The organism is Brachybacterium sp. J144 (assembly GCF_036321705.1).
In the GTDB taxonomy this organism is placed as follows: domain Bacteria; phylum Actinomycetota; class Actinomycetes; order Actinomycetales; family Dermabacteraceae; genus Brachybacterium.
Genome location: NZ_JAZDCG010000022.1, coordinates 43,934 through 65,694 on the forward strand (window position 1 = coordinate 43,934; position 21,761 = coordinate 65,694).

Sequence of the window (21,761 nt, forward strand, 5' to 3'; positions counted from 1 at the left end):
TCCATGGGTATCGATCTCGATCCGGGGTACATGCTGGAGGTCCTGCCCCAGCTGCTCAAGCTCCTGCCGGTCACGCTGCTGATCGCGGTGGTCTCGATGGCCTTCGCGATCCTCATCGGCCTGCTCGTGGCGATGATCCGGTTCCTGCGGGTGCCGGTGCTGGACCCGCTCGCCCAGGTGTATGTGTCGTTCTTCCGCGGCATCCCCACCCTGGTGCAGCTGTTCCTCATCTACTACGGCCTGCCGCAGCTGATCCCCGCCATGTCCACGATGGACGCGCTGACCGCCGCGATCATCGGCTTCTCGCTCAAGGAGTCGAGCTATCTCGCGGAGATCTTCCGGGCGGCGCTGACCAGCGTGGACCGCGGCCAGCTGGAGGCGGGTCTCGCGACCGGCATGTCCTCCCCGCAGGTGTACCGGCGCTACATCATCCCGCAGGCGGCGTTCAACGCCCTGCCGGCGACGGGCAACATCTTCATCTCCCTGCTCAAGGAGACGTCGGTGGCCTTCACCCTGGGGCTCACGGAGCTGTTCGCGGAGGCGAAGATCATCGCCTCGGCCAGCTTCCGGTTCTTCGAGACCTTCCTCGTGGTGGGCCTGGTGTACTGGCTGCTGGTGGTGGGCTACTCCTTCCTGCAGGGCCGACTCGAGAAGCGGCTCAGCCGCGCATACGTGAGGTGAGCGCAGCATGATCGACGTGACCGGCCTGTCGAAGACCTTCCGCGGGAGGTCCGGCGACAACACCGTCCTGGACGGCGTGGACCTGCACGTGGGCCGCGGCGAGGTGGTGGCGATCATCGGGCCGTCCGGCTCGGGCAAGTCCACCCTGCTGCGCTGCCTGAACCTGCTCGAGTCCCCGGACTCCGGCACCATCGAGATCGATGGCGCGAGCGTCACCGCCCCGCGGATCCCTCGGGAGCAGGTGCGGGCGCTGCGCTCGAAGACCGCGATGGTGTTCCAGAGCTACCACCTGTTCCGCAACCGCACCGCGCTGCAGAACGTCATGGACCCGCTCACCGCGAAGGGCGTGGCGACGGCCGACGCCGAGCGGGAGGCCCGCGAGCTGCTCGAGCGCGTGGGCATCGTCGGCGCCACCCAGACCCAGTTCCCGGTGACCCTCTCCGGCGGTCAGCAGCAGCGGGTCTCGATCGCGCGGGCGCTCGCCGTGCATCCGGCGGCGATCCTGCTGGACGAGCCGACCAGCGCCCTGGACCCCGAGCTCGTCGGCGAGGTGCTCGCGGTGATCCGCGACCTCGCCGACCGCGAGATCACCCTGGTCATCGTCACGCACGAGATGGCCTTCGCGGCCGACGTCGCGGATCGGGTGGTGTTCATCGACGAGGGTCGGATCGTCGAGGAGGGCCCGGCCCGCCAGGTGATCCGCGAGCCGCGCGAGGAGCGCACGCGCCGGTTCCTGCGCGAGCACGCCACGGGTGGGGTGTTGCGGCCGACGGGGTCCGACGAGTCGGGGTCCGACGGGCGGGGCTCCGGTCCGCAGGGCGCCTCGCCGCTGGACCCGCAGGGTCTGCCGGGCTGATGACAGGCGTCCTCGCCCGCGCGGTCACCGCCGCCGATCCGTTCGGCGACGGCGATCGCGCGAGCGCGGCGGCCGACGGGGGTGCCTCGGCCGCAGGGCGCGCGAGCGCGGGGGCGCTGCGGGAGGCGGCCGCGGAGGCGTTCAGCGACGTCATCGCCGCGTCCCTCGCCGTCGCCCAGGACCCCTCCGCCCTCGCCGACCGCGACCGGCTGCTCGCCTGGGCCCGCGACCAGGGCACACCGGCCGTGCCCCGCCCCGTGATCGGTGCCGGGGATCCGACGGACCCCGCGACCCCGGGGCTGACCGCGGCGCACGCGGCGCTGGTCGGCGGCTTCCAGGCGCATCTGCTGGATCTTGACGACACTCACGAGGACGTCCGCGGCCACCCCTCCGCGGTGCTGGTCCCCACCCTCCTCGCCCTCGCCGCGGACGACCGCCTGCTCGACGAGCTGTACGCCGCCTACGTGGTCGGCCTCGAGGCGATGGCGCGCCTCGGCCGCACCCTCGGCCCGGCGCACTACGCCGCCGGCTGGCATCCCACCGGCACGGCCGGGGCGGTGGCCGCGGCGGCCGCGGGCGCGCACCTGCTCCGCCTGGACGCCGAGCAGACCGCGACCGCCCTCTCGATCGCCGCGTCCCGCTCCGGCGGGGTGCGGGCCCAGTTCGGCACCCCCGGCAAGCCGCTGCACGCGGGCCTCGCGGCACAGGCCGGGGTGGAGGCGGTGCAGTGGGCCCAGTCGGGTCTGCACACGGCCGACGCCGCGGTCACCGGCCTCTCCGGCCTGCTCGCGGCCTTCGGCGTGGGGGAGGGGGAGCGGGCGGCGCTCGTCGAGGGGTTCGGGGAGTCCTGGGCGATCCACAGCCCGGGGATCTGGCAGAAGCGGTTCCCGTTCTGCTCGGCCGCCATGTCGATGGCGGATGCCGCTGCGCATCTCGCCCCCGCTCTCGACCCGCAGGCCATTCGCGAGGTCGTCGTGCGGGTCCGCCCGGGGGCCGACGCCGCCCTGGTCCACATCGCCCCCGCCACCGGGGAGGAGGCCCGCTTCAGCGCCGAGGCGATCCTCGCCCTGATCCTGCTGGGCCGCACCCCCGACCTCGCCGAGCTGTCCCCGCGCCCCCTGGACCCGCAGGTCACAGCCCTCGCCGCCAAGGTGCGCCGCGAGCACGTCCCCGGGGAGCCCCTGCCCGGCGGGCGCCGCGACTTCTGGGCCGAGGTCGAGGTGCACGCCGCACGCGGCGCCGTCCACCGCGCCTCGGTGCAGCGACCCCACGGTGCTCCCGGCACCCCGCTCTCGGCCGACGCCCGCCGCGCGAAGCTCGCCGCCGCGACCGGCGACGTCTCCCGCGCCGAGCGGATCCGTGCTCTGCTGGGAGTGGACGCCGCCACGACCGACGCACCGGCCGCGACCGGAACTCCGGCTGCCTCCGATACCGGCGCCGACACCCCGTCGGCCCCCGTCCCCGCCCAGACCCCCGTCGGCCGGCTCCTCGCGGAGCTGACCGCCGCCCCGACCCCGACCTCGACCCCGCTGGAAGGACCCACCGCGTGACCCTCGCCGACCCCACCCCCGAGCAGCTCGCCCTCGTCCAGGACGAGGCGGTGCGCATCACTCGCGAACTGATCCGCATCGACTCCTCCAACTACGGCGGCCACGACCCGGAGACCTGGGGTCCGGGGGAGCGGGAAGCGGCGGAGTACGTCGTCGCCCAGCTCGAGGAGGTGGGCCTGAAGCCGCAGATCCTCGAGTCCGCGCCGGGCCGCGCCAACGTCGTCGTCCGTCTCGAGGGCGAGGACCGCGAGCGCGGCGGCCTGGTGCTGCACGGCCACCTCGACGTGGTGCCCGCCGCGGCGGAGGACTGGTCCGTGGATCCCTTTGCCGCCGAGGTGATCGACGGGATGCTCTACGGCCGCGGCGCCGTGGACATGAAGGACATGGACGGGATGATCCTCGCGGTCGTCCGCCACCTCGCCCGCACCGGGCAGAAGCCGCCGCGCGACCTGGTCATCGTCATGTTCGCCGACGAGGAGGCGGGCGGCACCTACGGCTCCCGCTGGATGATCGAGCACCACCCCGAGATCTTCGAGGGCTGCACCGAGGCGATCAGCGAGGTGGGCGGCTACTCCATCACCCTGCCGCGGAAGGACACGAGCGAGGACGTCCGCGCCTACCTGCTGCAGACGGCCGAGAAGGGCTACGCCTGGCTCAAGCTGCGCGCGACCGGACGCGCGGGCCACGGCTCGGTCCCCAACGACGAGAACGCGATCGTGCGCCTCTCCCAGGCGGTCGCCGCGATCGACGCGCACGAGTTCCCGCGCGAGTACGTGGCGAGCGTCCGCACCCTCTTCGACCGGGTCTCCGAGATCACCGGCACGCCGTGGCAGGAGGACGACGCGGAGTCGTTCCTGCCGCTGCTCGGCGGGGCGCGCCAGTTCGTGGCCGGCACCCTCGCCGACTCCGCGAACGTCACCACCTTCCACGCCGGGTACAAGGGCAACGTCATCCCGCAGGTCGCGGAGGCGGAGCTCGACTGCCGCTTCCTCCCCGGCCACCAGGACGACCTGCTGCAGCTCATCGACGAGCTCTCCGGTGAGCATGTCGAGGTGATCATCGACAAGATCGGGGTGTCGCTGGACGCCCCGCACGAGACCGCGTTCGTCGAGGCGATGCACCGCTCGATCCTCGCCGAGGACCCGGGCGCCGAGCTGATCCCCTACTGCCTCAGTGCCGGCACCGACAACAAGCAGCTCTCCCAGATCGGGATCGACGGCTACGGCTTCGCCCCGCTCCAGCTGCCCGCTGATCTCGACTTCGCCCCCCTCTTCCACGGCATCGACGAGCGCGTGCCCGTGGACGCCATCCGCTTCGGCGCCCGCGTGCTGCTGCGGCTGGTCGGCGACTGCTGAGGGGGTCGGCGGGGCGGCCGACGGGGGTGGGGGGTCTGGTCTCGGTCGGGGTGGGGAGGTCGGGTCCCGGCTGGCCTGGGGGTCTGGTTCCGGTGGAGCTGGGGAGGTCCGGTCCCGGCCGGGCTGGGGAGGTCCGGTTCCGGCCGGGCTGTCCACCAACGGGACGTGAGCGGCCCTAGCCCCGCTCTGTGCCGGGCACGGGCCGCTGGGATCCCATCGGCGGACAGCCCATCCCGACGGCGTCGCTCGCCCCGGCCCGCCAACCACAGCCCGCCCAAGCCCCATCCCTCACCGTTTTGCCCGGCGAGCTTCCCGTCATGAACGCTCAGCGGGCGAAACCTCCGGTGCGACGGCCTTGCTCCCGCAGGGAAACGTCGAGCAGCAGGGCGAGCCTAGCGGCGGGACGTGCAGGCATCCGGAGGGTCAACTCATAGCCAACCCCGGGACTCGCGGGTCACTGGCCTCCCCCTGCGGACACGTGAGAGAAGCGGCCCACCGTCGGTGGGCCTCGCCGATGCGCGCTGTGCTTCCACGAGGGGAAGCACAGCGCGCAACCGCGAGGCAGGCTCGACGGCCCCGCGAAACCCCATGGGGTCTCCTCCCCATCCCGCCCCCGCCACCCCCGATATCCTGACCAGCCGGGACCGGAAACCGCCCGGAGCGAGGTCATCGGGGGAGGGCTCATGGGGGACGGGCAGCGGACTCGGCAGTTCGGCGTCGGGGCGGCGGTCGTGCTCGGGGGAGCGGTGGCGATCGGCATGGTGCTGTGGACAGGCTGGGGGCTCATCGCGTACCTGCTCGCCCTCGCGCTCGCCGCACTGGGGATGCTCGTCTGTCTCTCGGCGCTGCCGACCACCCGCTGGCGCGTCCTCGGCACGATGCTGCTGGTGCTCGCCCTCGCGCTTGCCGTCGTGGTGCCGTGGCGCGTCGCGGCTCTCGAGCGCAGCGGCGATCCGCTCTGGGTCCTCCGCACCGACGGGCTCGTCGGCGTGATCCATTCCGACGGCGAGCGGATGCTGTTCACGGATCAGGCGGGTCTGCACGCGGTGGACGTGGCGAGCGGCGAAGAGCTGTGGGTGCAGGAGGCGAGCACCTTCGGCGGCGCCCGCGGGTTCGAGGTCGCGGCCGACGGGCACGTGCTCGCGCGCTTCTCCGGGTCGGGGGATAGCGTCGAGGCCCGCTGGATCTCTCCCGAGGGCGAGCTGCTGTGGACCTGGTCGACGCTCGCGGGGGAGGGCGTGGACCTCGACGTGGATGACCGGGCGTTCGCAGATCCGATCGCCTCGCTCGCGGGGACGCTCGTGGTCACCAGCTGCGCGGACCGTCGTGACGAGTCCACGTGCCGTGTCGTGGGGATCGGTCCTGACGGGGCAGAGGTCTGGTCGATGCCGGGGCAGAGCGGTGCTGCGCTGCTGTCGGTCCTCTACCGCCAGACGGATCTCGCGGACGATGCACCGCGGGAGATCCCCGAGGTCGGCGCGGTGTTCGCGGGGCGGCAGACGGGCGAGCAGCTGGGCCCGGTGTCGCTCGTCGACCCCGCCACCGGGTCCGTGCTCGAGACGACCGAGGCGGGGACGAAGATCGCCGTGCTCGGCGACGTGGTGGTCGTCGAGGGCGAGCCGTCGGCGCAGGCCGGGATGTGCCGGCTGCGCGGCTGGAGCGCGAGCGGGGAGGTGGACTGGGAGGAGGACGCCCCCTGCCTGGACAGCTCGGTGGCCGTGGGCGACTGGATCTACGCAGGTCTCGAGATCGGGGACGACGACGCGGCACCGGACGATGCCGAGGCGACCGCGGAGGAGCCGGAGAGCGGGGCTCGGGCCCGCCGGGTCGGCGACGCGGCGGCGATCGACCCTGCGACGGGGGCCTGGCAGGAGATCGGGCCGCTCGCCTACTTCTCGGTCAACGCGGACGCCGTCGCCGGGGTGCCCGGAACGGACGTGGTGGTGCAGCGACAGCAGCAGCGGCTCCGTGGCGTCGATCCGGCCACGGCGGAGGAGATCTGGACCCTCGAGGTCCCCGGCGGTTCGATCCCGGGAGTGGACGCTGCACACGGCGCCGTCGCCGTGTACTACGCGCCGGAGGGCGACACGGGGCGCAACCCGTTCCTCGTCGGTGAGGACCAGGCCGACGCCCGCCGGGTCCTCGCCGTCGACTCGGCGACGGGGCGGGTCACCGGATCGCTCACCACGACCGACTCGGTCTGGTGGGTCACCCCGGTCGCCCCCGGCCGGGTGGCGGTGTTCGCCGACGACCGGCTCAGCCTGATCGGGGAGCGGGCGGGGTGAGCGGTCTCCGCCTCGGTTACGGGCCATGGCAGAGGGTCGGGGGATCGGCCGGCGGTCATCTGTCCTCACCTGCGACGACGCGAGATGCACCCCCGCTCGCCACACCCCTTTGACATACTGGCCGACATGCGCGGAATCATCATCACGGGAGAAAGGAGCATGAGAATAATTTCTAAAGCAGCAAATTCAGTCCCGGTGTCGACGCCTTCAGTACCTCGGTCGATTCGGCGACACTCGCAATTGATTACAGCAGGCATCGGAAAGACTGGCGACGGGCAGTCGCTCTATCTACAGCAGAATGCAAGCGCATTAAGTAGGCACGCGCGATCTGTGTTGAAAAATTAAGTAGCGACTTTCTCCCTAAGTCCTCGGGGTTACAACATCGATGGACGAGACTGTCGGGGACGGCCTGCACTTCTCATGTGACCCGCGCATAGTTCATTCGGGCACGGAACGTTAAGCTCGCAACTTTCTGCAGAGCCTACAGAATCGCATCACTGATGTTTGACGATCCGTCCTGGAGGCTGTTGGGGGCGACCGGAGTTTTTTCCGGATTGACCCAGGTCTTCATCAGGCCCTGCTCGCCTGCTACCGCGGTCAAAGGCTTCCGCACTCGTTGTGCGACTCTGAGACGAGACGAGGTTGTTGTCCAATCCCAACTCTGCAAGTATGATCGACATCACGCCAAGCATGCCGTCACTATCCATTCTAATCAAAATTGTAGTACCGATCTTATCGATGAAGATTGGCGAGCTATCAACCCATGGCAAGAACGTCCACCTCTCGATCGACTTGATCCTCGAGCTTGCGTGTAGTGTTCAAGGCAAGGTGAATAAAGTTTCATTTGGACGCGACATTCCAATGTATGAGAGGTGCTCCATGCAAGAGTATCGACATTCGATGAACGAAAGGAAGGTTTTGTAGATGCAGCATTCCCCCCGGCGACGGATGATGGAAGTAGTAGTCATAGATGGCATCGGCTCGATGCCAAGTTCAAGGCGATTTCCTGGACTTGAGGACTGGGTGCTCCTCGGCCTTTCTGGACACGTTGAAACAGCCAGCTATGCTGGGGCGTATAAATTGGGTGACCTACCTCCGAGTTCCGTTCAGCTGGTAGATCTCGCTCGAGGAACTGGCGAATGGATGGCGATTCTTAGGAGCGGAGCTGATAATGGCGACTTTATGATCATGTCTGACTATTTCGGCTTCGGCAGAGTGCATTACGCAATCGTGTCGTCGCGCGCGCACCCGGGGCGTTCAACTCTAATTGCTGGACTTACTCAGCGAGGCGTACTTTCTGAACTAGGAAAGAGGGGATTGTCTACGGGGGAAGTAAACTGGGACGTTGCATTGCCGCACCTGGTCAGCAATGTGGCATTATTTCGGACTAGATCTTCCGATCGAACGTTCTCGTCAGGGATCCAGGTGCTCCCGCGCAAATCGGCCATCGTTGCTGGGCGTAGCGGAGTAGGCATCCTTGACCGGCCAGAACCGCTGCTGGATGATCTGGACTATGACACGCTCATTGAGCGTGGCATTGAGGGGATGGTTGAGGACTCCAAGGCGGCGCTTGTGGGCGCAGAGCGGAGAACTTTCTCCCTTTCAGGCGGCAGAGACTCCCGTGCGCTGATGGCCGTATTTGCAGCAGGAGGAATTGCCGACGACCTCGAAGTGGTCTCCGATCGATCGACAGCGATAGGTGCGAGTGGGGAAGTTTTCCGGCGCGACCTAGAGCTGGCCTCGAAGATGGTTGACCGTTATGGACTCGATTGGAAGGTGTCGGGGAATGGTGTCGCGGTTCCTGCGACGTTCCAGGAAGTCCTTGACGACACACTTGACTCGAGAGCGAATGAAGTGTTTGAAATCTCTCCGCGCGCATCGCTCGTTGAGCAGAAAAACGAAGTCAGCTTTATGGGCATGGGCGGGGAGTACTATAGGAGCTATATCGGCGCCGGATATAAAGCAGGATTTCCGCTTTGGTGGAATAGGGCTTTCGGCACTCCGGACCGATCGCGCGAGGACCTGGCGAGTTTGTTCGAGCATCTTGTGAAGGACGCGCGAATACCTGCCGATTTCTATGTGTCCGCGCAAAACTCCTTTGTTAACTCGATGTCGATCGTTCAAGGCGGAGTTATCGATCAGCTCGAGTACTCGTTTGACGAGTATAGGAGCCGGGCCCATGCGGGGAACGTCGAGTGGATGAGGGTTGGCGGGACGCGAACACTCTACCCGCTGGCGCGCCCCGAGTTCGAAGCTGCATCAGCAATGTTGAACGCGCACGATTACTCCAACGGACGGGTCATTTTCGATATTATCGAGAAGGCCGATTCTGATCTGAACGCACTTCCACTGGAGGCGAAGCCCTGGCCTGAGGATTTTAGGTCAGAAGGCAATGTGGGGATCTGGGAAGTTGCTTCCGCGGAGCGAGCGAACGAGAAGTATCACGACCAGAAGAATCTAGCTCTTACGCAGGAGGTTAGAAGGAGATCCATTCCTACGTTCGATTTCGATCGGCTCGCAGTCGAGCGCGTTGGGTACAATGTGGATTCCTGGCGCGGGCGATTGCCGGATGCCTGGCATGGTGCGCTGATTGAAAGGGTTGCGCGGCTGGCGGCCAAGAACGAGGCGTCCGTCCGCTCGCTACTGATCGTGACGGAGTCTATTCAAGATGTTTACATGCCCCCTGATATTCCGGTGCGAGTTCTAGAAGGCGATGCCCTCAGTGGTGACGTTTCTGTTTCTTTGTACTCGCCGCGGCGCGAACCGGTGCCTCAGAATAGTCTGGAAGTGGCCCCGTGGACGTTCAGTGACGAAGTTGCGAAAGTAGATCTCTCGGGCGTCAGAGCTCGAATGAGTAGAACTGATACTGAGGGCAGACTAGTTGTGGAACTAGAGGATCTACCGCGGTCATGCGAATCTGCGATCTACGTATATGCTGGTGGCTCGATGTTAACCAGGACTGCCTATTTGCAAGAGAGTCGGCATCTCTTTGAGGGGATCCCTCAAGATGTCGCCGTTAATCGCGCAACTATCTTTCTGCGTTGGAGTGGCGACGTTGATGCTACTCGCGTATTCGACGTACCGCTCAATGAAGACGCCTAGTGATACTAGTCATAGTTGAGAAGATCGATGTCAACTTCTCGTTCTGGCGGTCTCGTATATTATTTCCCGATGGGAATATGGATCCACGTAATGCTGTCGACTGGGATTGAGGGAGGGTGGATCGAAATCCCATCGGTTCGAAGGGATCGCCGCGTGCATCGCGTGCCGTGGAGAGCGTGGCTGGTCTTAGGTTGCAGGATGACGGTGCCTGAGAGTTGCGGGCTGTCATACTGGGTGCATGCGCGGAATCATCCTCGCGGGCGGCACCGGCTCGCGTCTGCACCCCCTGACGATCGGCGTCTCGAAGCAGCTGATGCCGGTCTACGACAAGCCGATGATCTACTACCCGCTGAGCACCCTGATGCTCGCCGGGATCCAGGACATCCTGGTCATCACCACCCCGCAGGACCAGGCCGCGTTCCAGCGGGTCCTCGGCGACGGGGAACGCTTCGGGGTGCGCCTGCAGTACGTGGTCCAGCCCTCGCCGGACGGTCTCGCGCAGGCGTTCGTACTGGGTGAGGCGTTCCTGGGTGGTGAAAGGGCCGCGCTGGTGCTAGGCGACAACCTTTTCTATGGTCAGGGTATGGGGTCTCAGTTGCGTCGGTACTCGGAGCTCGAAGGTGCCGCCGTCTTCGGCTACTGGGTGAGTGATCCGCGGGCATACGGCGTGGTCGAGATGGGGGCCGACGGCCGCGCCCTCTCCCTCGAGGAGAAGCCGGCCCAACCGCGCTCGAACCTGGCCGTCCCGGGCCTCTACTTCTACGACTCCACAGTGGTCGAGCGGGCGAAGGCCCTGGCGCCCTCCGCCCGGGGCGAGCTCGAGATCACGGACCTGAACCGCACCTACCTCGAGGACGGCTCCCTGCAGGTCGAGGTCCTCACCCGCGGCACCGCCTGGCTCGACACCGGCACCTTCGACGATCTCGCGGCGGCCGGCGAGTTCATCCGCACCGTGCAGAAGCGGCAGGGCCTCTCGATCGGCGCCCCGGAGGAGGTCGCCTGGCGCATGGGCTTCCTCAGCGACGACGAGCTGCGCGAGCGGGCCGAGCCGCTCGTGAAGTCCGGCTACGGGCGGTACCTGCTCGACATGCTCGAGCGCGAGCTCGCCCAGCGCCCTGTGCACGCCCAGCCGTCCCCGGACCAGGAGATGCCCTCATGACGTCCCCCCACCTGCTCGTCACCGGCGGCGCCGGCTTCATCGGGAGCAACTTCGTCCACCACGTCCTCGCGCACACCGACGCCCGCGTCACCGTGCTCGACAAGCTCACCTACGCCGGATCGCGCGCATCCCTCGCCGGGCTCCCCGAGGATCGGGTGCGCCTGGTCGAGGGCGACGTGGCCGACGCCGCCCTCGTCGATGAGCTGGTTGCCCCGCTCACCGGCGACGGCGACGCGATCGTGCACTACGCCGCGGAGTCCCACAACGACAACTCTCTGAACGACCCGAGCCCCTTCCTGCAGACGAACCTCGTCGGCACGTTCACCCTGCTCGAGGCGGCGCGGACGCACGGCACGCGGCTGCACCACATCTCGACCGACGAGGTCTACGGGGATCTGGAGCTGGACGACCCCGAGCGTTTCACCGAGCACACCCCGTACAACCCCTCGAGCCCGTACTCCTCGACGAAGGCCGGCAGCGACCTGCTGGTCCGCGCCTGGGTGCGCTCCTTCGGGGTGCGGGCGACGATCTCGAACTGCTCCAACAACTACGGCCCCCGCCAGCACGTCGAGAAGTTCATCCCCCGCCAGATCACCAACCTGATCGACGGCATCCGCCCCCGCCTCTACGGGGCCGGGGAGAACGTGCGCGACTGGATCCACGCCGACGATCACTCCAGCGCTGTCCTCACCATCCTCGAGACGGGCCGCCTCGGGGAGACGTACCTGATCGGCGCCGACGGCGAGAAGTCGAACAAGGAGGTCGTGGAGCTGATCCTGCAGCAGATGGGCCGGGAGGCCGACGACTACGACCACGTCACCGACCGTCCCGGCCACGACCTGCGCTACGCGATCGACTCCACGAAGCTGCGCGACGAGCTCGGCTGGACCCCGGCCTACCGGGACTTCGAGGCCGGGCTCGCCGCGACCATCGACTGGTACCGCGAGAACGAGGACTGGTGGCGCGGCCAGAAGGCCGAGACCGAGGCGAAGTACGCGAAGGCGGGGCAGTGACCGTGGCGGAGCTCGCCGTCCACGAGACCCCGATCCCGGGGCTGCTCGTCCTCGACCTGCCCGTGCACGGGGACACCCGCGGCTGGTTCAAGGAGAACTGGCAGCGCTCGACAATGCTCGCCGCCGGCCTCCCGGACCTCCAGCCGGTGCAGAACAACATCTCCTTCAACCAGGCCGTAGGCGTCACGCGCGGACTCCATGCCGAGCCGTGGGACAAGTACATCTCCGTCGCCACCGGAAAGGTCTTCGGCGCCTGGGTGGACCTGCGCGAGGGTGAGACCTTCGGCACGGCCTACTGGCATGAGATCACCCCGGAGACGGCGATCTTCGTGCCCCGCGGCGTCGCGAACGCCTTCCAGACCCTCGAGGCCCCGGCCGCGTACACGTACCTGGTCACCGACCACTGGTCCGCGGCGGCGCAGGCCCAGTACACCTTCCTGAACCTCGCCGACGAGACGGTCGCGATTCCCTGGCCGATCCCGCTCGAGCAGGCCGAGCTCTCCGCCAAGGACCTCGCCCACCCGCGCCTGCAGGACGTCACCCCGGTCCCGCCCCGGCGCACCCTCGTGGTCGGCGCGACCGGGCAGCTGGGCAGGGCGCTCGCCAGGCGCTGGGCAGAGCGGTCCGACGTGGACCTCGTGGGCCGGGACCGCCTCGACGTGGCGGATGCCGAGTCCGTGGCCGGCTTCGACTTCTCGCCGTACGGCGTGATCGTCAACGCCGCCGCATACACGGCGGTCGATCTCGCGGAGACGCCCGACGGCCGACGGGACGCGTGGGTGACGAACGCCGACGGCGTGGCTCGCCTTGTCGCGGCGGCGCTCGAGCAGCGGGCGACGCTCGTGCACGTCTCGAGCGACTACGTGTTCGACGGGACGCTCGAGGTGCATGCGGAGGACGAGCCGCTCAGCCCGCTCGGCGTCTACGGTCAGACAAAGGCCGCCGGCGACCGCGTCGTCCAGACCCTCCCGGACCACTACATCGTGCGCACGAGCTGGGTGGTGGGGGAGGGGAGGAACTTCGTGGCCACCATGGCGAGCCTCGCCGAGCGCGGCATCGACCCGAACGTGGTCGACGATCAGATCGGGCGCCTGACCTTCACCGAGGACCTCGCCGCCGGTATCGAGCACTTGCTCACGGTGCGCCCCGCTCCGGGAACCTACAACCTGTCCGCCGCCGGCGAGCCGACGAGCTGGGCCGGGATCGCGCAGCAGGTCTTCACCCTCACCGGCCACGACCCGGGGCGCGTGACCCCGGTGCCGACCGCCGACTACTATGCCGCGCAGCACCGCTCCGAGGGCGACGGTAGCATCGCCCCCCGCCCCCGCCGCTCCGTGCTGGACCTGGCGAAGATCGAGGCGACCGGCTTCGCGGTGCGGGACCAGGCGGAGGCGCTGCGGGAGTTCCTCGGAAGGTGAGAGGTCGGCGGGGGGATGAGCGTGGCGTCCTGGCTCCGGCCACCCGGGATTCCGCGCTTTACGCTGGGTGGCCGCCGGGAAACCACCAGGTGAAAGGACGCCGCCCGGTGGTGGGTAAGTGAACAGCCAGCGGGAACAGAGGGCTCGGACACGGCTCCGCAGGCGGCACCCGGCTAAGATCGAAAGGGTCCAAGGGGCCATTCGATCTTCGAGGGGAAACGTGCCGCATCCACGCCTGCTCGCGCGCAACGCACGACTCCTCGTGCAGTCAGCGGTGCAGCATCTGCTGGATGATCCGGCCCTGCTCGCTATTCAAGTGAGTCGACGGCTCCCGATGGCGGCGCGACGCCGGCTGGGACACGGTATGCAGTCCGTCGCCGAGCGGTTGCCTCGCGGAGCGGGCTTCGCCGCGCTGGGCGCCTACATGGCCGGGCAGGAAGCTGCGGCACTCTCGCACGTAGCCGACACCCGGGCGACGAGATCCCGCATTGCCGGAGAGGTCGCCGTGCTCCTGGACCGCGTCGATCTCCTCCCTCCGGATGCTGGGGCGACCACTCGCGCTCGAGGGCTGTGGGCCCAGGGCGATCTCACCGGTGCGGTGAGGGCCCTCGATGCCGCAGGCCGCGGCACGACCGCTCAGGCACTCCGACTGCGCAGCGAGCTCGACCTCCTCGCGGACGGCCGACGGCTCCACGTGCCGGCCGTCGACTCGGAGGAGCTCTCGCCGCCGACCGAGGACGGTCCGTTTCGGATCCTCCACCTCCTCACGAACTCCCTGCCGCATACCCAGTCCGGTTACGCACTGCGCAGTCATAACATCCTCACCTCCCTCGCGGCACAGGGAATCGAGTCCCTCGCGCTGACCCGCACCGGCTACCCCGTGATGGTCGGGAAGCCGTTCTGCGAGGACGAGGACGTGGTCGACGGGATCCGTTACCACAGAACCCTTCCTGCGACCCTCGGAGCCACCCCGGAGGAGCGACTGGACCAGGAGGTCGCCGAGGCGCTCCGGCTCGTCGCAGCCTTCCGCCCGCACGTCCTCCACGCCACGACCGACTACCGCAATGCCCTGGTCGCCCAGGCGGTGAGCGTCGCGACAGGCATCCCGTGGATCCTCGAGGTGCGCGGCCTCATGGAGCAGACCTGGATCGCCTCCCACCGGAGCACGGAGACGCGCGAGGTGGCGGCCCGGTCCGAGAAGGTGCAGCGGATCGTCTCGGCAGAAGCGTCGCTGGCCCGGGAGGCCGGCGCCGTGGTGACGCTCAGCAGGACCATGGCGGACGTTCTCGTGGAACTGGGCGTGCCCGCGCGGCAGATCACGCTGGTCCCGAACGGAGTGGACGAGACCCTCCTGGACGAGCAACTCACTCCTGCCGAGGCCCGTGCCGCGCTGACATCGAGCATTCCCGATGGTGCGCTCGCCGTGGGCGCCGTCAGCGCACTCGTGGACTACGAGGGGTTCGACGTCCTGCTGCGTGCGGTCGCGTCGATCGTCACTGATGACCGAGTCCCGGAGGATCTGCGGGAGAAGCTCCACGTCGTTCTCGTGGGCGACGGCGTCGCTGCCCCTGGATTGGCTGCGCTCGCTGCTGACCTCGGTCTCGAGGCTCGTCTGCACATGCCGGGGCGCGTCTCCCTCGCAGAGGCCCGTACGTGGGTGCAGTCGCTGGATGTGGTCGTGGTGCCTCGCAAGGATCTTGAGGTCACCCGCACCGTCACCCCGCAGAAGCCCGCAGAGGCGCTGGCGCTCGGTCGTCCAGTGGTCGTCAGCGACCTCAACGCCCTGCGGGAGACGATCGCAGACGGAGAGGGGGAACTCATCGGTGTCGCGGTCGAAGCAGACGATCCTGTCGCGTTGGCTGCGTCGCTCATCAAGCTCCTCGCAGACCCTGCGAGGCGCGATTCCCTTGCCGACGCCGGCAGGACGCTGGCCGCCGAGAGGACCTGGACGGCATTGATGAGACGATACATGCGCGCGTACCGGTCGGTCGCGCACCAGGATGCCGAGGAGACGATCAGTGGCGAGTGAGGTGAAGAGCACCTCCGACGTGAAGCGTGCGCTCGAGGCCAAGGGTCTCGATCCCAGCGGACTCTCGCGGATCGGCGTGCGACCGCCCCTGGGGGAATACCTACTCCAGCTGTGGCAGCGCAGGCACTTCATCTGGTACGACGCCCACCACCGGGCATCCACGCAGAACTCCCGCATGCGCCTGGGGAACATCTGGCTCATCCTGCGGCCACTCGTTGACGCCAGCTTCTACTTCATCATCTTTGGGCTCGTGCTCGACGCTGGTCGCGGCATGGACAACTTCCCAGCGTTCCTGCTTATCGGGATCCTCCTGTTCCGTTCGACGTCGACCTCCATCGCGGGCGGTGCGAGCGTGCTGCGAAGCAACAAGGCGATGATCAAGGCGTTCACCTTCCCGAGAGCGTCCATTCCGATTGCTGCAGTGCTTCAGGCGACGATGACTGCCGTGTTCACGATGGGGGTCATGTGCTTCGCGATCATCGCGATCCCACCACACGCCTTCCCTCAGCTCACATGGATCCTCCTCATCCCGATCTTTGTGATCCAGACTGTCCTGAATCTGGGCCTTCTGTTCATCACTGCCCGAATCGGGTTCCACGTACCTGACATGGCCAACGTGCTCGGAGTGGTCAGCCGCTTCTTGATGTACGGGTCCGGCGTGATGTTCCCGATTACACGTTTCGTGGACAACCCGGCTGCCATCGCGGTTCTCGAGATGAATCCCCTGTACCAGATCATCGACATGATGCGGACTGTCCTGCTGGACGGCCAGGTGCCTGATCTACGAGCATGGACGATCGCGATCCTGTGGGCAATAGGGATCCTGGTGGTCGGTTTTGTGTACTTCTGGCGAGCGGAGGAGAGCTATGGACGAGAGCTCGGCTGATCACGCTCCCCTCGACGATGACGACGCCCAGGAATCGCTGTGGGTCGCACCAGTGGAGTCACCACTAACCGTCGTCGCGCACCACGTGCGGATGCGCTATAAGGTTCCCCGCACAGATCGGGCCCCGCGGAGTGGGCTGCTCGGCAAGCTCGCCCCACGGCGGTCGATGGTCTCTGTTTCTGCGGTGCGCGGCGTGGATCTGATGGTGCGCGAAGGTGAATTCGTGGGAATCATCGGCCGTAACGGCTCCGGCAAGTCGACGCTACTGCGGATGCTCGCGGGGGTCGAGCCCCCGACAGCCGGGTCGATTTACACCAGCGCACGCCCCCAGCTGCTGGGTGTAAGTGCCGCACTGATGAGCGACCTCACCGGGGCAGAGAACATCAAGCTTGGCTTCCTCGCGCTCGGCATGACGCCCGAGCAGGCAGAAGAGCTCATGCCGCAGGCTGCCGAGCTATCCGCGCTCGGCGACGCGGTGGATCTCCCGATGCGCACCTACTCCTCCGGTATGTCGTCCCGCCTGAAGTTCGCGATCTCGGTGATGGCGCAGCCCAAGATCCTCATGGTCGACGAAGCACTGTCCACGGGAGACGCGACATTCTCCAGGCGATCCAAGTCGAAAATGGACGAGCTGCTGGAGAACGCCGGGACAGTTTTCATGGTCAATCACGCGCCGCGCGCGATTGAAAACGTGTGCTCGCGGGTGATCTGGATGGAGCGCGGGCGCGTCGTGATGGATGGAGACACAAAAGAAGTCTCCTCGATGTACCGCTCTTTCACCTACCGGATGGCTCGAGACCGTCAGGACGAAGCCATGGCGATCCTGCGGGACGCGATCGCTCAGGGAGATGCCCAGCGATCCGCATCGAACCTCTCACTTCCCGAAGACAACACTCCCACCGTTTCGGACAACGTCCCTGAGATCGAGCCGGATCCCTTCACCGCGATCTTCGATCGCCAGATGCACGCCCAACGTTTCCCTGGAACTGTGTTCCCCAGCGACCGACGTTCCGATGACCGCAAAAAATCTTCTTCCACCCACCAACGAGGACGGCACTCATGACCCTTCGCATCATGACCATCTATGGCACGAGGCCCGAGGCGATCAAGGTCGCCCCGATCATCAAGGCGATCGAGGCGGATGGAGAGCTCGAGAGCATCACCGTGGTCACGGGCCAGCATCGCGAGATGCTCGACCAGGTGAACACGATGTTCGAGATCGTCCCGGACCATGACATGAACATCATGAGCGCCGGTCAGTCCTTGAACACCATCGTCGCGAAGGTGATCTCCGGGGTGGACGAGATCCTCGAGCAGGAGAAGCCAGATGCCGTCATCGTGCAGGGGGACACGTCGACGGTGATGGGCGCTGCGGTGGCTTCCTTCAACCGCCAGATCCCGGTGATCCATCTCGAGGCAGGACTCCGTTCCGGGGACATCAACTCGCCCTTCCCCGAGGAGGCGAACAGGAAGCTCACGAGCCAGATCGCCACCCTCCATCTCGCGCCGACCTCGACGAGCAAGGCCAACCTGACGCGGGAGGATGTGCGCGAGAACGACATCGTCATCACGGGCAACAGCGTGATCGACACTCTGATGTACGCCACCGAGCACCTCCGGGTGGACTTCGACGATGAGCGCCTGGAAGCCCTCCGCGCAGCCAAGGAGACGGGCACGGCAGGCCGAGTCCTCCTGGTGACCGCGCACCGCCGTGAGAACCTCGGCACTGCGATGGAGGACATCGGGCAGGCTGTGGCCGAGCTGGCGCGCAAGTACCCGGATCTCACGGTGGTGTTCCCGATCCACAAGAATCCGAAGGTGCGGAAGGCGATCAAGCCGGCTGTGCAGGGACTCGACAACGTCTACCTGATCGAGCCGCTCGCCTACGCACAGTTCACCCAGGTGCTGAGCCTTGCGGACGTGGTGCTCACCGACTCCGGCGGCGTCCAGGAGGAAGCGCCCAGCCTTGGCAAGCCGGTGCTGGTGATGCGGGAGAACACCGAGCGCCCGGAGGCGGTCGTGGCCGGCACGGTGAAGCTCATCGGCACACACAAGCAGCGCCTGATCGACGAGGTCTCCCTGTTGCTGGACTCCGACGAGGCTTACTCGGGGATGGCGAATGCGGTTAATCCATATGGGGACGGGAAGGCTGCTGATAGGACTGTCGCCGCAATCCGATGGAAGTTTACGGGTCAGAGCCGTCCGTGCGACTTCTCCCACTGAAGGACTAGGAACATGTCGGACGAACTCCACCTCTCACTCGATTCGATAGGTGTAGAGGAGGGCACGGATAAGTCCAGTGCGATCCACGACTACTTATCCTCGTATGAAAGCCTTTTCGAGCGCTGGAGGGATAAGCCAATTACTTTGATGGAGATTGGAGGAAGGGATCCAAGCTCCGCCCGAACTTGGTCCCGATATTTCTCCAGTGCGACCATTCTTATTGTCGACAGAGAACCGTCGCATGAGTTGCTTGGCATCGATCGAGTTGTGCCTGTGAAGATCGAGTCTTGGACAATGGCAGACCTGAGTGCAGCGTTGGGTGACGCCCGGCCGTCGATCATCATTGATGACGGAACGCACCGCCTGTCAGACCAGACAGTTGCAATCAATGCGCTGTTCCCCGCCCTAGAGGGCGACGGAGTGTATATTGTTGAAGATTTGCATACGAGCTTCGGTTCGCTTCGACCGAAGTACGGGGATCGCGGAGTCAGCACATTCGACGAGTTATTGAAGCTGGCCGGATTTGTCACGGGAGCAACTTTCGAGTATGGCACTACGGATCGCTTCTCGAGGGCGATCCTTGATTCGGTCGGATCTATTGAATTCCAGCAGAAAACTGCGGTCCTGCGCAAGAAACTGAATTCGGGGAAGGCGTATTCCCGAAAGCATGTAAGTGAGTTTAGGGACGCTAGCAATGTAACCATCGCTAACTTCACTCCGTACGCCAGACTTCGAGCGAATCTGCTCGATGCCCCCGAGCGGATTTCAAGGCTCCTTGACGGCCTTGTGGGCGAGGGGGTGGTTGAGTTTCCGGCCGCCCACTCCGCAACGGTCCGCAATGGACGAGTTACCTTCGGGGGTATCGTGACCGATGAATATGGAGATATTGCGAGCGAGTCGCTCAACTGCGTGCAGAACTTGCAAGAGACGCCGAGGTTTTTCCAGGTCGCTGGTGGGCAACGCTGGCTCAGTAAGCGCTACGATGCTCCGACGGTCCATTATGGGAAGGTCGAAGGGCGTCGTCACGTGTTGCTAAAGTCTGCATGGGATGCAAACTATGGCCACTGGTTGTATGACTCTCTCGCTCGGCTGAGCCTCCTGGATGCACGGCACACCGAGGAGAGACCGCTACTCGTGGTGGATGCCCATAATGGTCCGATCGGGCGTGTGATACGGGACAGTCTTCGGATCCTTGGATACCAGGATGATGATGTCCTACTGCACGATTTTCGCAAGGATGCCGTTTTCGAAGAATTGCACGTTCCAGGATTGGTAAGCCGGCATCCAGCCCACAAGGCCCCTGAGGCGACAGAGTTTCTTGCCCGAATGAATCGCGGGGTTGAGGGATCGGGCATCGAAAGACTGTACCTTTCGCGAAATTCCTACGGACGTCGCCATCTTCGAAATGAGGATGAGATTTGGTCGATATTTGAGAAATGCGGTTTTCGGCGGGTGGCAACGGAGAGCATGAGCCTCGAAGAGCAAATTGCTACCTTTGCAGACGCAAAGGTTGTCGCCGGGAATCTCGGGGCAGCTTTCTCCAGCTTGGCGTTTTGCCCCCAAGGGGTTCGCGTTCTGGCACTAGCTACGGAGGCGATGCCGCACGACTTCTTCTATGACATTGCATGCCACAAGGGTGGGGTCTATGTCGGCGTCCAAGGGCTCGCCGAAGAGGGGACGCCTGACATGTCGAGCAATTTCAGTGTCAACAGAGCCTCGGTGGTGACAGCCCTCGATGCACTTTTATAGTGTTGTTCAGGGACTTTCGGCTAGCGGAGGTTTTGGTCGGTTCCGCGCATTCTCCTCGCTCGGCATTGATGGAGATCTTGTGAGTAGCTTGACGTGCCCGCGTTCTGTATCTTCGAGGTAAATCGGCTCTTCGCAGATGACGGTGTAGTTCGGTCCAGAATCCCCCGGTGTCCAGTAGCGATCGGATGACGTAGTAGGCGAGGTTGCGGAAGCCGAGGGCGGTGCCGCGGAGGTGTTCGAACCGGCCGTTGATCGCTTCGGTGGGACCGTTGCTGGTGCCGGGGTGGTCGAAGTAGGCCAGCACGTCCAGGGCCCGCCGTTTCAAGGTTCGGCCGAGGGTGATCAGCTCGGTGAGCTACGTGGGCACTCCTTCGGAGAGATCGTCGATCACTGCTTGCAGAGAGCCCTTCCCGGTCGCCGGGTCGGGGTGTCGGTAGGCAGTGACGATGCGCTGGTAGATGCCCCAGGTCGCTTCGACCTCGACGTGCTCGTCGCTGGCGAACACGGCCTTCAGGCGTGTGATCTGCTTGTTGGTGAGCAGGTCAGCGCCGGTGTGCAGCACGCGCCGGATCCCGTAGAGCAGATCCCCAGATCGGCCCCGATGGCCGAGGGTGGTCTGTTGGAAGCGCTGGCGGTACTGATCGATCTTCTCGCCGGCCAGGGCGACGACGTGGAAGGGGTCGATCACCGCGGTCGCCTCGGATAGCTCCTCGGCGGTCGCGGTCTTGAAGCCGGAGAACCCGTCCATCGCGACGACCTCGACCCCGTCCCGGAATTGGGCGGTCTGGCCCTCGAGCCAGGTCTTGAACACTCTCTTCGAGCGTCCCGGGACCATGTCCAGGAGCCTGGAGGAGCCGCTTCCGTCGCGGATCGGAGTCAGGTCGATGATGACGGTGACGTACTTGCTTCCTCGGCGGGTGTGGGACCACACGTGCTCGTCCATGCCGATCACGCGGACCCCGTCAAGGCGGGTGGGATCGTAGATCAGCAGGTCCTGGCGGGTGGCCAGGATCGCGTCGTTGGCGGTGTTCCAGGCGACTGAGAGCCCGGTGGCGATCCGGGCGACGGACAAGCGATCGATTACCACGCCCTTGAGTGCCCAGAGAGCGTCGTGCCGGGAGAGCACGGCCCGGGGCTCGGCCGCGGCAGTGGTGTCCTGCCGCCACACGCTGCAGCAGTCCGGGCGACGGTATCGGCGCACTCTGACCTGCAGCACCGTGGCTGTCCAGTCCAGCGGAACGTGGGCGAGACGCCGGACCACGGTGCCCCGGGAGACGCCCTGCTGGCCGCAACCGTGGCACCAGTTGTCCGGTTCGAGTAGGCGACACTCCAGCACCGATCGATGCGGCTCGATCCGCTGCCCCGTCACGGTCAGGCCCAGGCGGTCGAGCTGGCAGAAGGTATCGAGATCGGGCGCGGTGAAGGTAGCGTTGAGCACGTCGAGGTCTTCCAGAT

Annotated in this window: 14 protein-coding genes and 1 pseudogene; 14 read left to right on the top strand and 1 reads right to left on the bottom strand. The window is 66.0% G+C overall.

The window, feature by feature from the left end:
* Positions 1-3 precede the first annotated feature (3 nt).
* The 14 genes from V1260_RS07880 to V1260_RS07945 all read left to right on the top strand — a co-directional run bounded on the left by V1260_RS07880 (position 4) and on the right by V1260_RS07945 (position 20,306).
* Positions 4-681 (top strand): amino acid ABC transporter permease, encoded by a 678-nt coding sequence (locus V1260_RS07880; protein ID WP_329746267.1) that lies wholly within the window; start codon positions 4-6, stop codon positions 679-681.
* Positions 682-688: 7 nt separating this feature from the next.
* Positions 689-1,537, top strand: coding sequence for an amino acid ABC transporter ATP-binding protein (locus tag V1260_RS07885; RefSeq protein WP_329746268.1), 849 nt, complete (start codon positions 689-691; stop codon positions 1,535-1,537).
* A complete protein-coding gene (locus V1260_RS07890; protein WP_329746269.1) occupies positions 1,537-3,087 on the top strand; it encodes an MmgE/PrpD family protein in 1,551 nt (516 codons plus the stop codon). The genes V1260_RS07885 and V1260_RS07890 overlap by 1 nt, the downstream gene beginning before the upstream one ends.
* On the top strand, positions 3,084-4,442 hold the full coding sequence (locus tag V1260_RS07895) for a M20/M25/M40 family metallo-hydrolase (RefSeq protein WP_329746270.1): 1,359 nt from the start codon (positions 3,084-3,086) through the stop codon (positions 4,440-4,442). Before V1260_RS07890 ends, V1260_RS07895 begins: the two co-directional genes overlap by 4 nt.
* 683 nt (positions 4,443-5,125) lie before the next feature.
* Positions 5,126-6,727, top strand: coding sequence for a hypothetical protein (locus V1260_RS07900; protein WP_329746271.1), 1,602 nt, complete (start codon positions 5,126-5,128; stop codon positions 6,725-6,727).
* Between the two features lie 924 nt (positions 6,728-7,651).
* The gene (locus V1260_RS07905) at positions 7,652-9,829 is read left to right on the top strand and encodes a hypothetical protein (RefSeq protein WP_329746272.1); all 2,178 of its coding nucleotides are present in this window, start codon (positions 7,652-7,654) and stop codon (positions 9,827-9,829) included.
* Between the two features lie 238 nt (positions 9,830-10,067).
* A complete protein-coding gene (rfbA, locus tag V1260_RS07910; protein WP_329746273.1) occupies positions 10,068-10,988 on the top strand; it encodes a glucose-1-phosphate thymidylyltransferase RfbA in 921 nt (306 codons plus the stop codon).
* Complete coding sequence (gene rfbB / locus V1260_RS07915) at positions 10,985-12,001, top strand: dTDP-glucose 4,6-dehydratase (RefSeq protein ID WP_329746274.1); 1,017 nt, start codon at positions 10,985-10,987, stop codon at positions 11,999-12,001. The genes rfbA and rfbB overlap by 4 nt, the downstream gene beginning before the upstream one ends.
* Positions 12,002-12,003: 2 nt before the next feature.
* Positions 12,004-13,419, top strand: coding sequence for a sugar nucleotide-binding protein (locus tag V1260_RS07920; RefSeq protein ID WP_329746496.1), 1,416 nt, complete (start codon positions 12,004-12,006; stop codon positions 13,417-13,419).
* A 220-nt stretch (positions 13,420-13,639) separates the two neighbouring features.
* On the top strand, positions 13,640-15,448 hold the full coding sequence (locus V1260_RS07925) for a glycosyltransferase (RefSeq protein WP_329746275.1): 1,809 nt from the start codon (positions 13,640-13,642) through the stop codon (positions 15,446-15,448).
* Position 15,449: 1 nt separating this feature from the next.
* Positions 15,450-16,334: an ABC transporter permease gene (locus V1260_RS07930; protein ID WP_329746276.1), complete on the top strand. Its 885-nt coding sequence runs from the start codon at positions 15,450-15,452 to the stop codon at positions 16,332-16,334.
* Positions 16,315-17,397 carry an ABC transporter ATP-binding protein gene (locus V1260_RS07935; protein ID WP_329746277.1) on the top strand — a complete coding sequence of 361 codons (1,083 nt, stop codon included), beginning with the start codon at positions 16,315-16,317 and terminating at the stop codon, positions 17,395-17,397. The genes V1260_RS07930 and V1260_RS07935 overlap by 20 nt, the downstream gene beginning before the upstream one ends.
* On the top strand, positions 17,394-18,557 hold the full coding sequence (gene wecB, locus V1260_RS07940) for a non-hydrolyzing UDP-N-acetylglucosamine 2-epimerase (protein WP_329746278.1): 1,164 nt from the start codon (positions 17,394-17,396) through the stop codon (positions 18,555-18,557). The genes V1260_RS07935 and wecB overlap by 4 nt, the downstream gene beginning before the upstream one ends.
* A gap of 12 nt (positions 18,558-18,569) precedes the next feature.
* Positions 18,570-20,306: a glycosyltransferase family 61 protein gene (locus V1260_RS07945; protein WP_329746279.1), complete on the top strand. Its 1,737-nt coding sequence runs from the start codon at positions 18,570-18,572 to the stop codon at positions 20,304-20,306.
* Between the two features lie 133 nt (positions 20,307-20,439).
* Here the strand turns inward: V1260_RS07945 and V1260_RS07950 are convergent.
* Positions 20,440-21,744: pseudogene (locus tag V1260_RS07950) on the bottom strand (ISL3 family transposase); the annotation flags it as partial.
* Positions 21,745-21,761 lie beyond the last annotated feature (17 nt).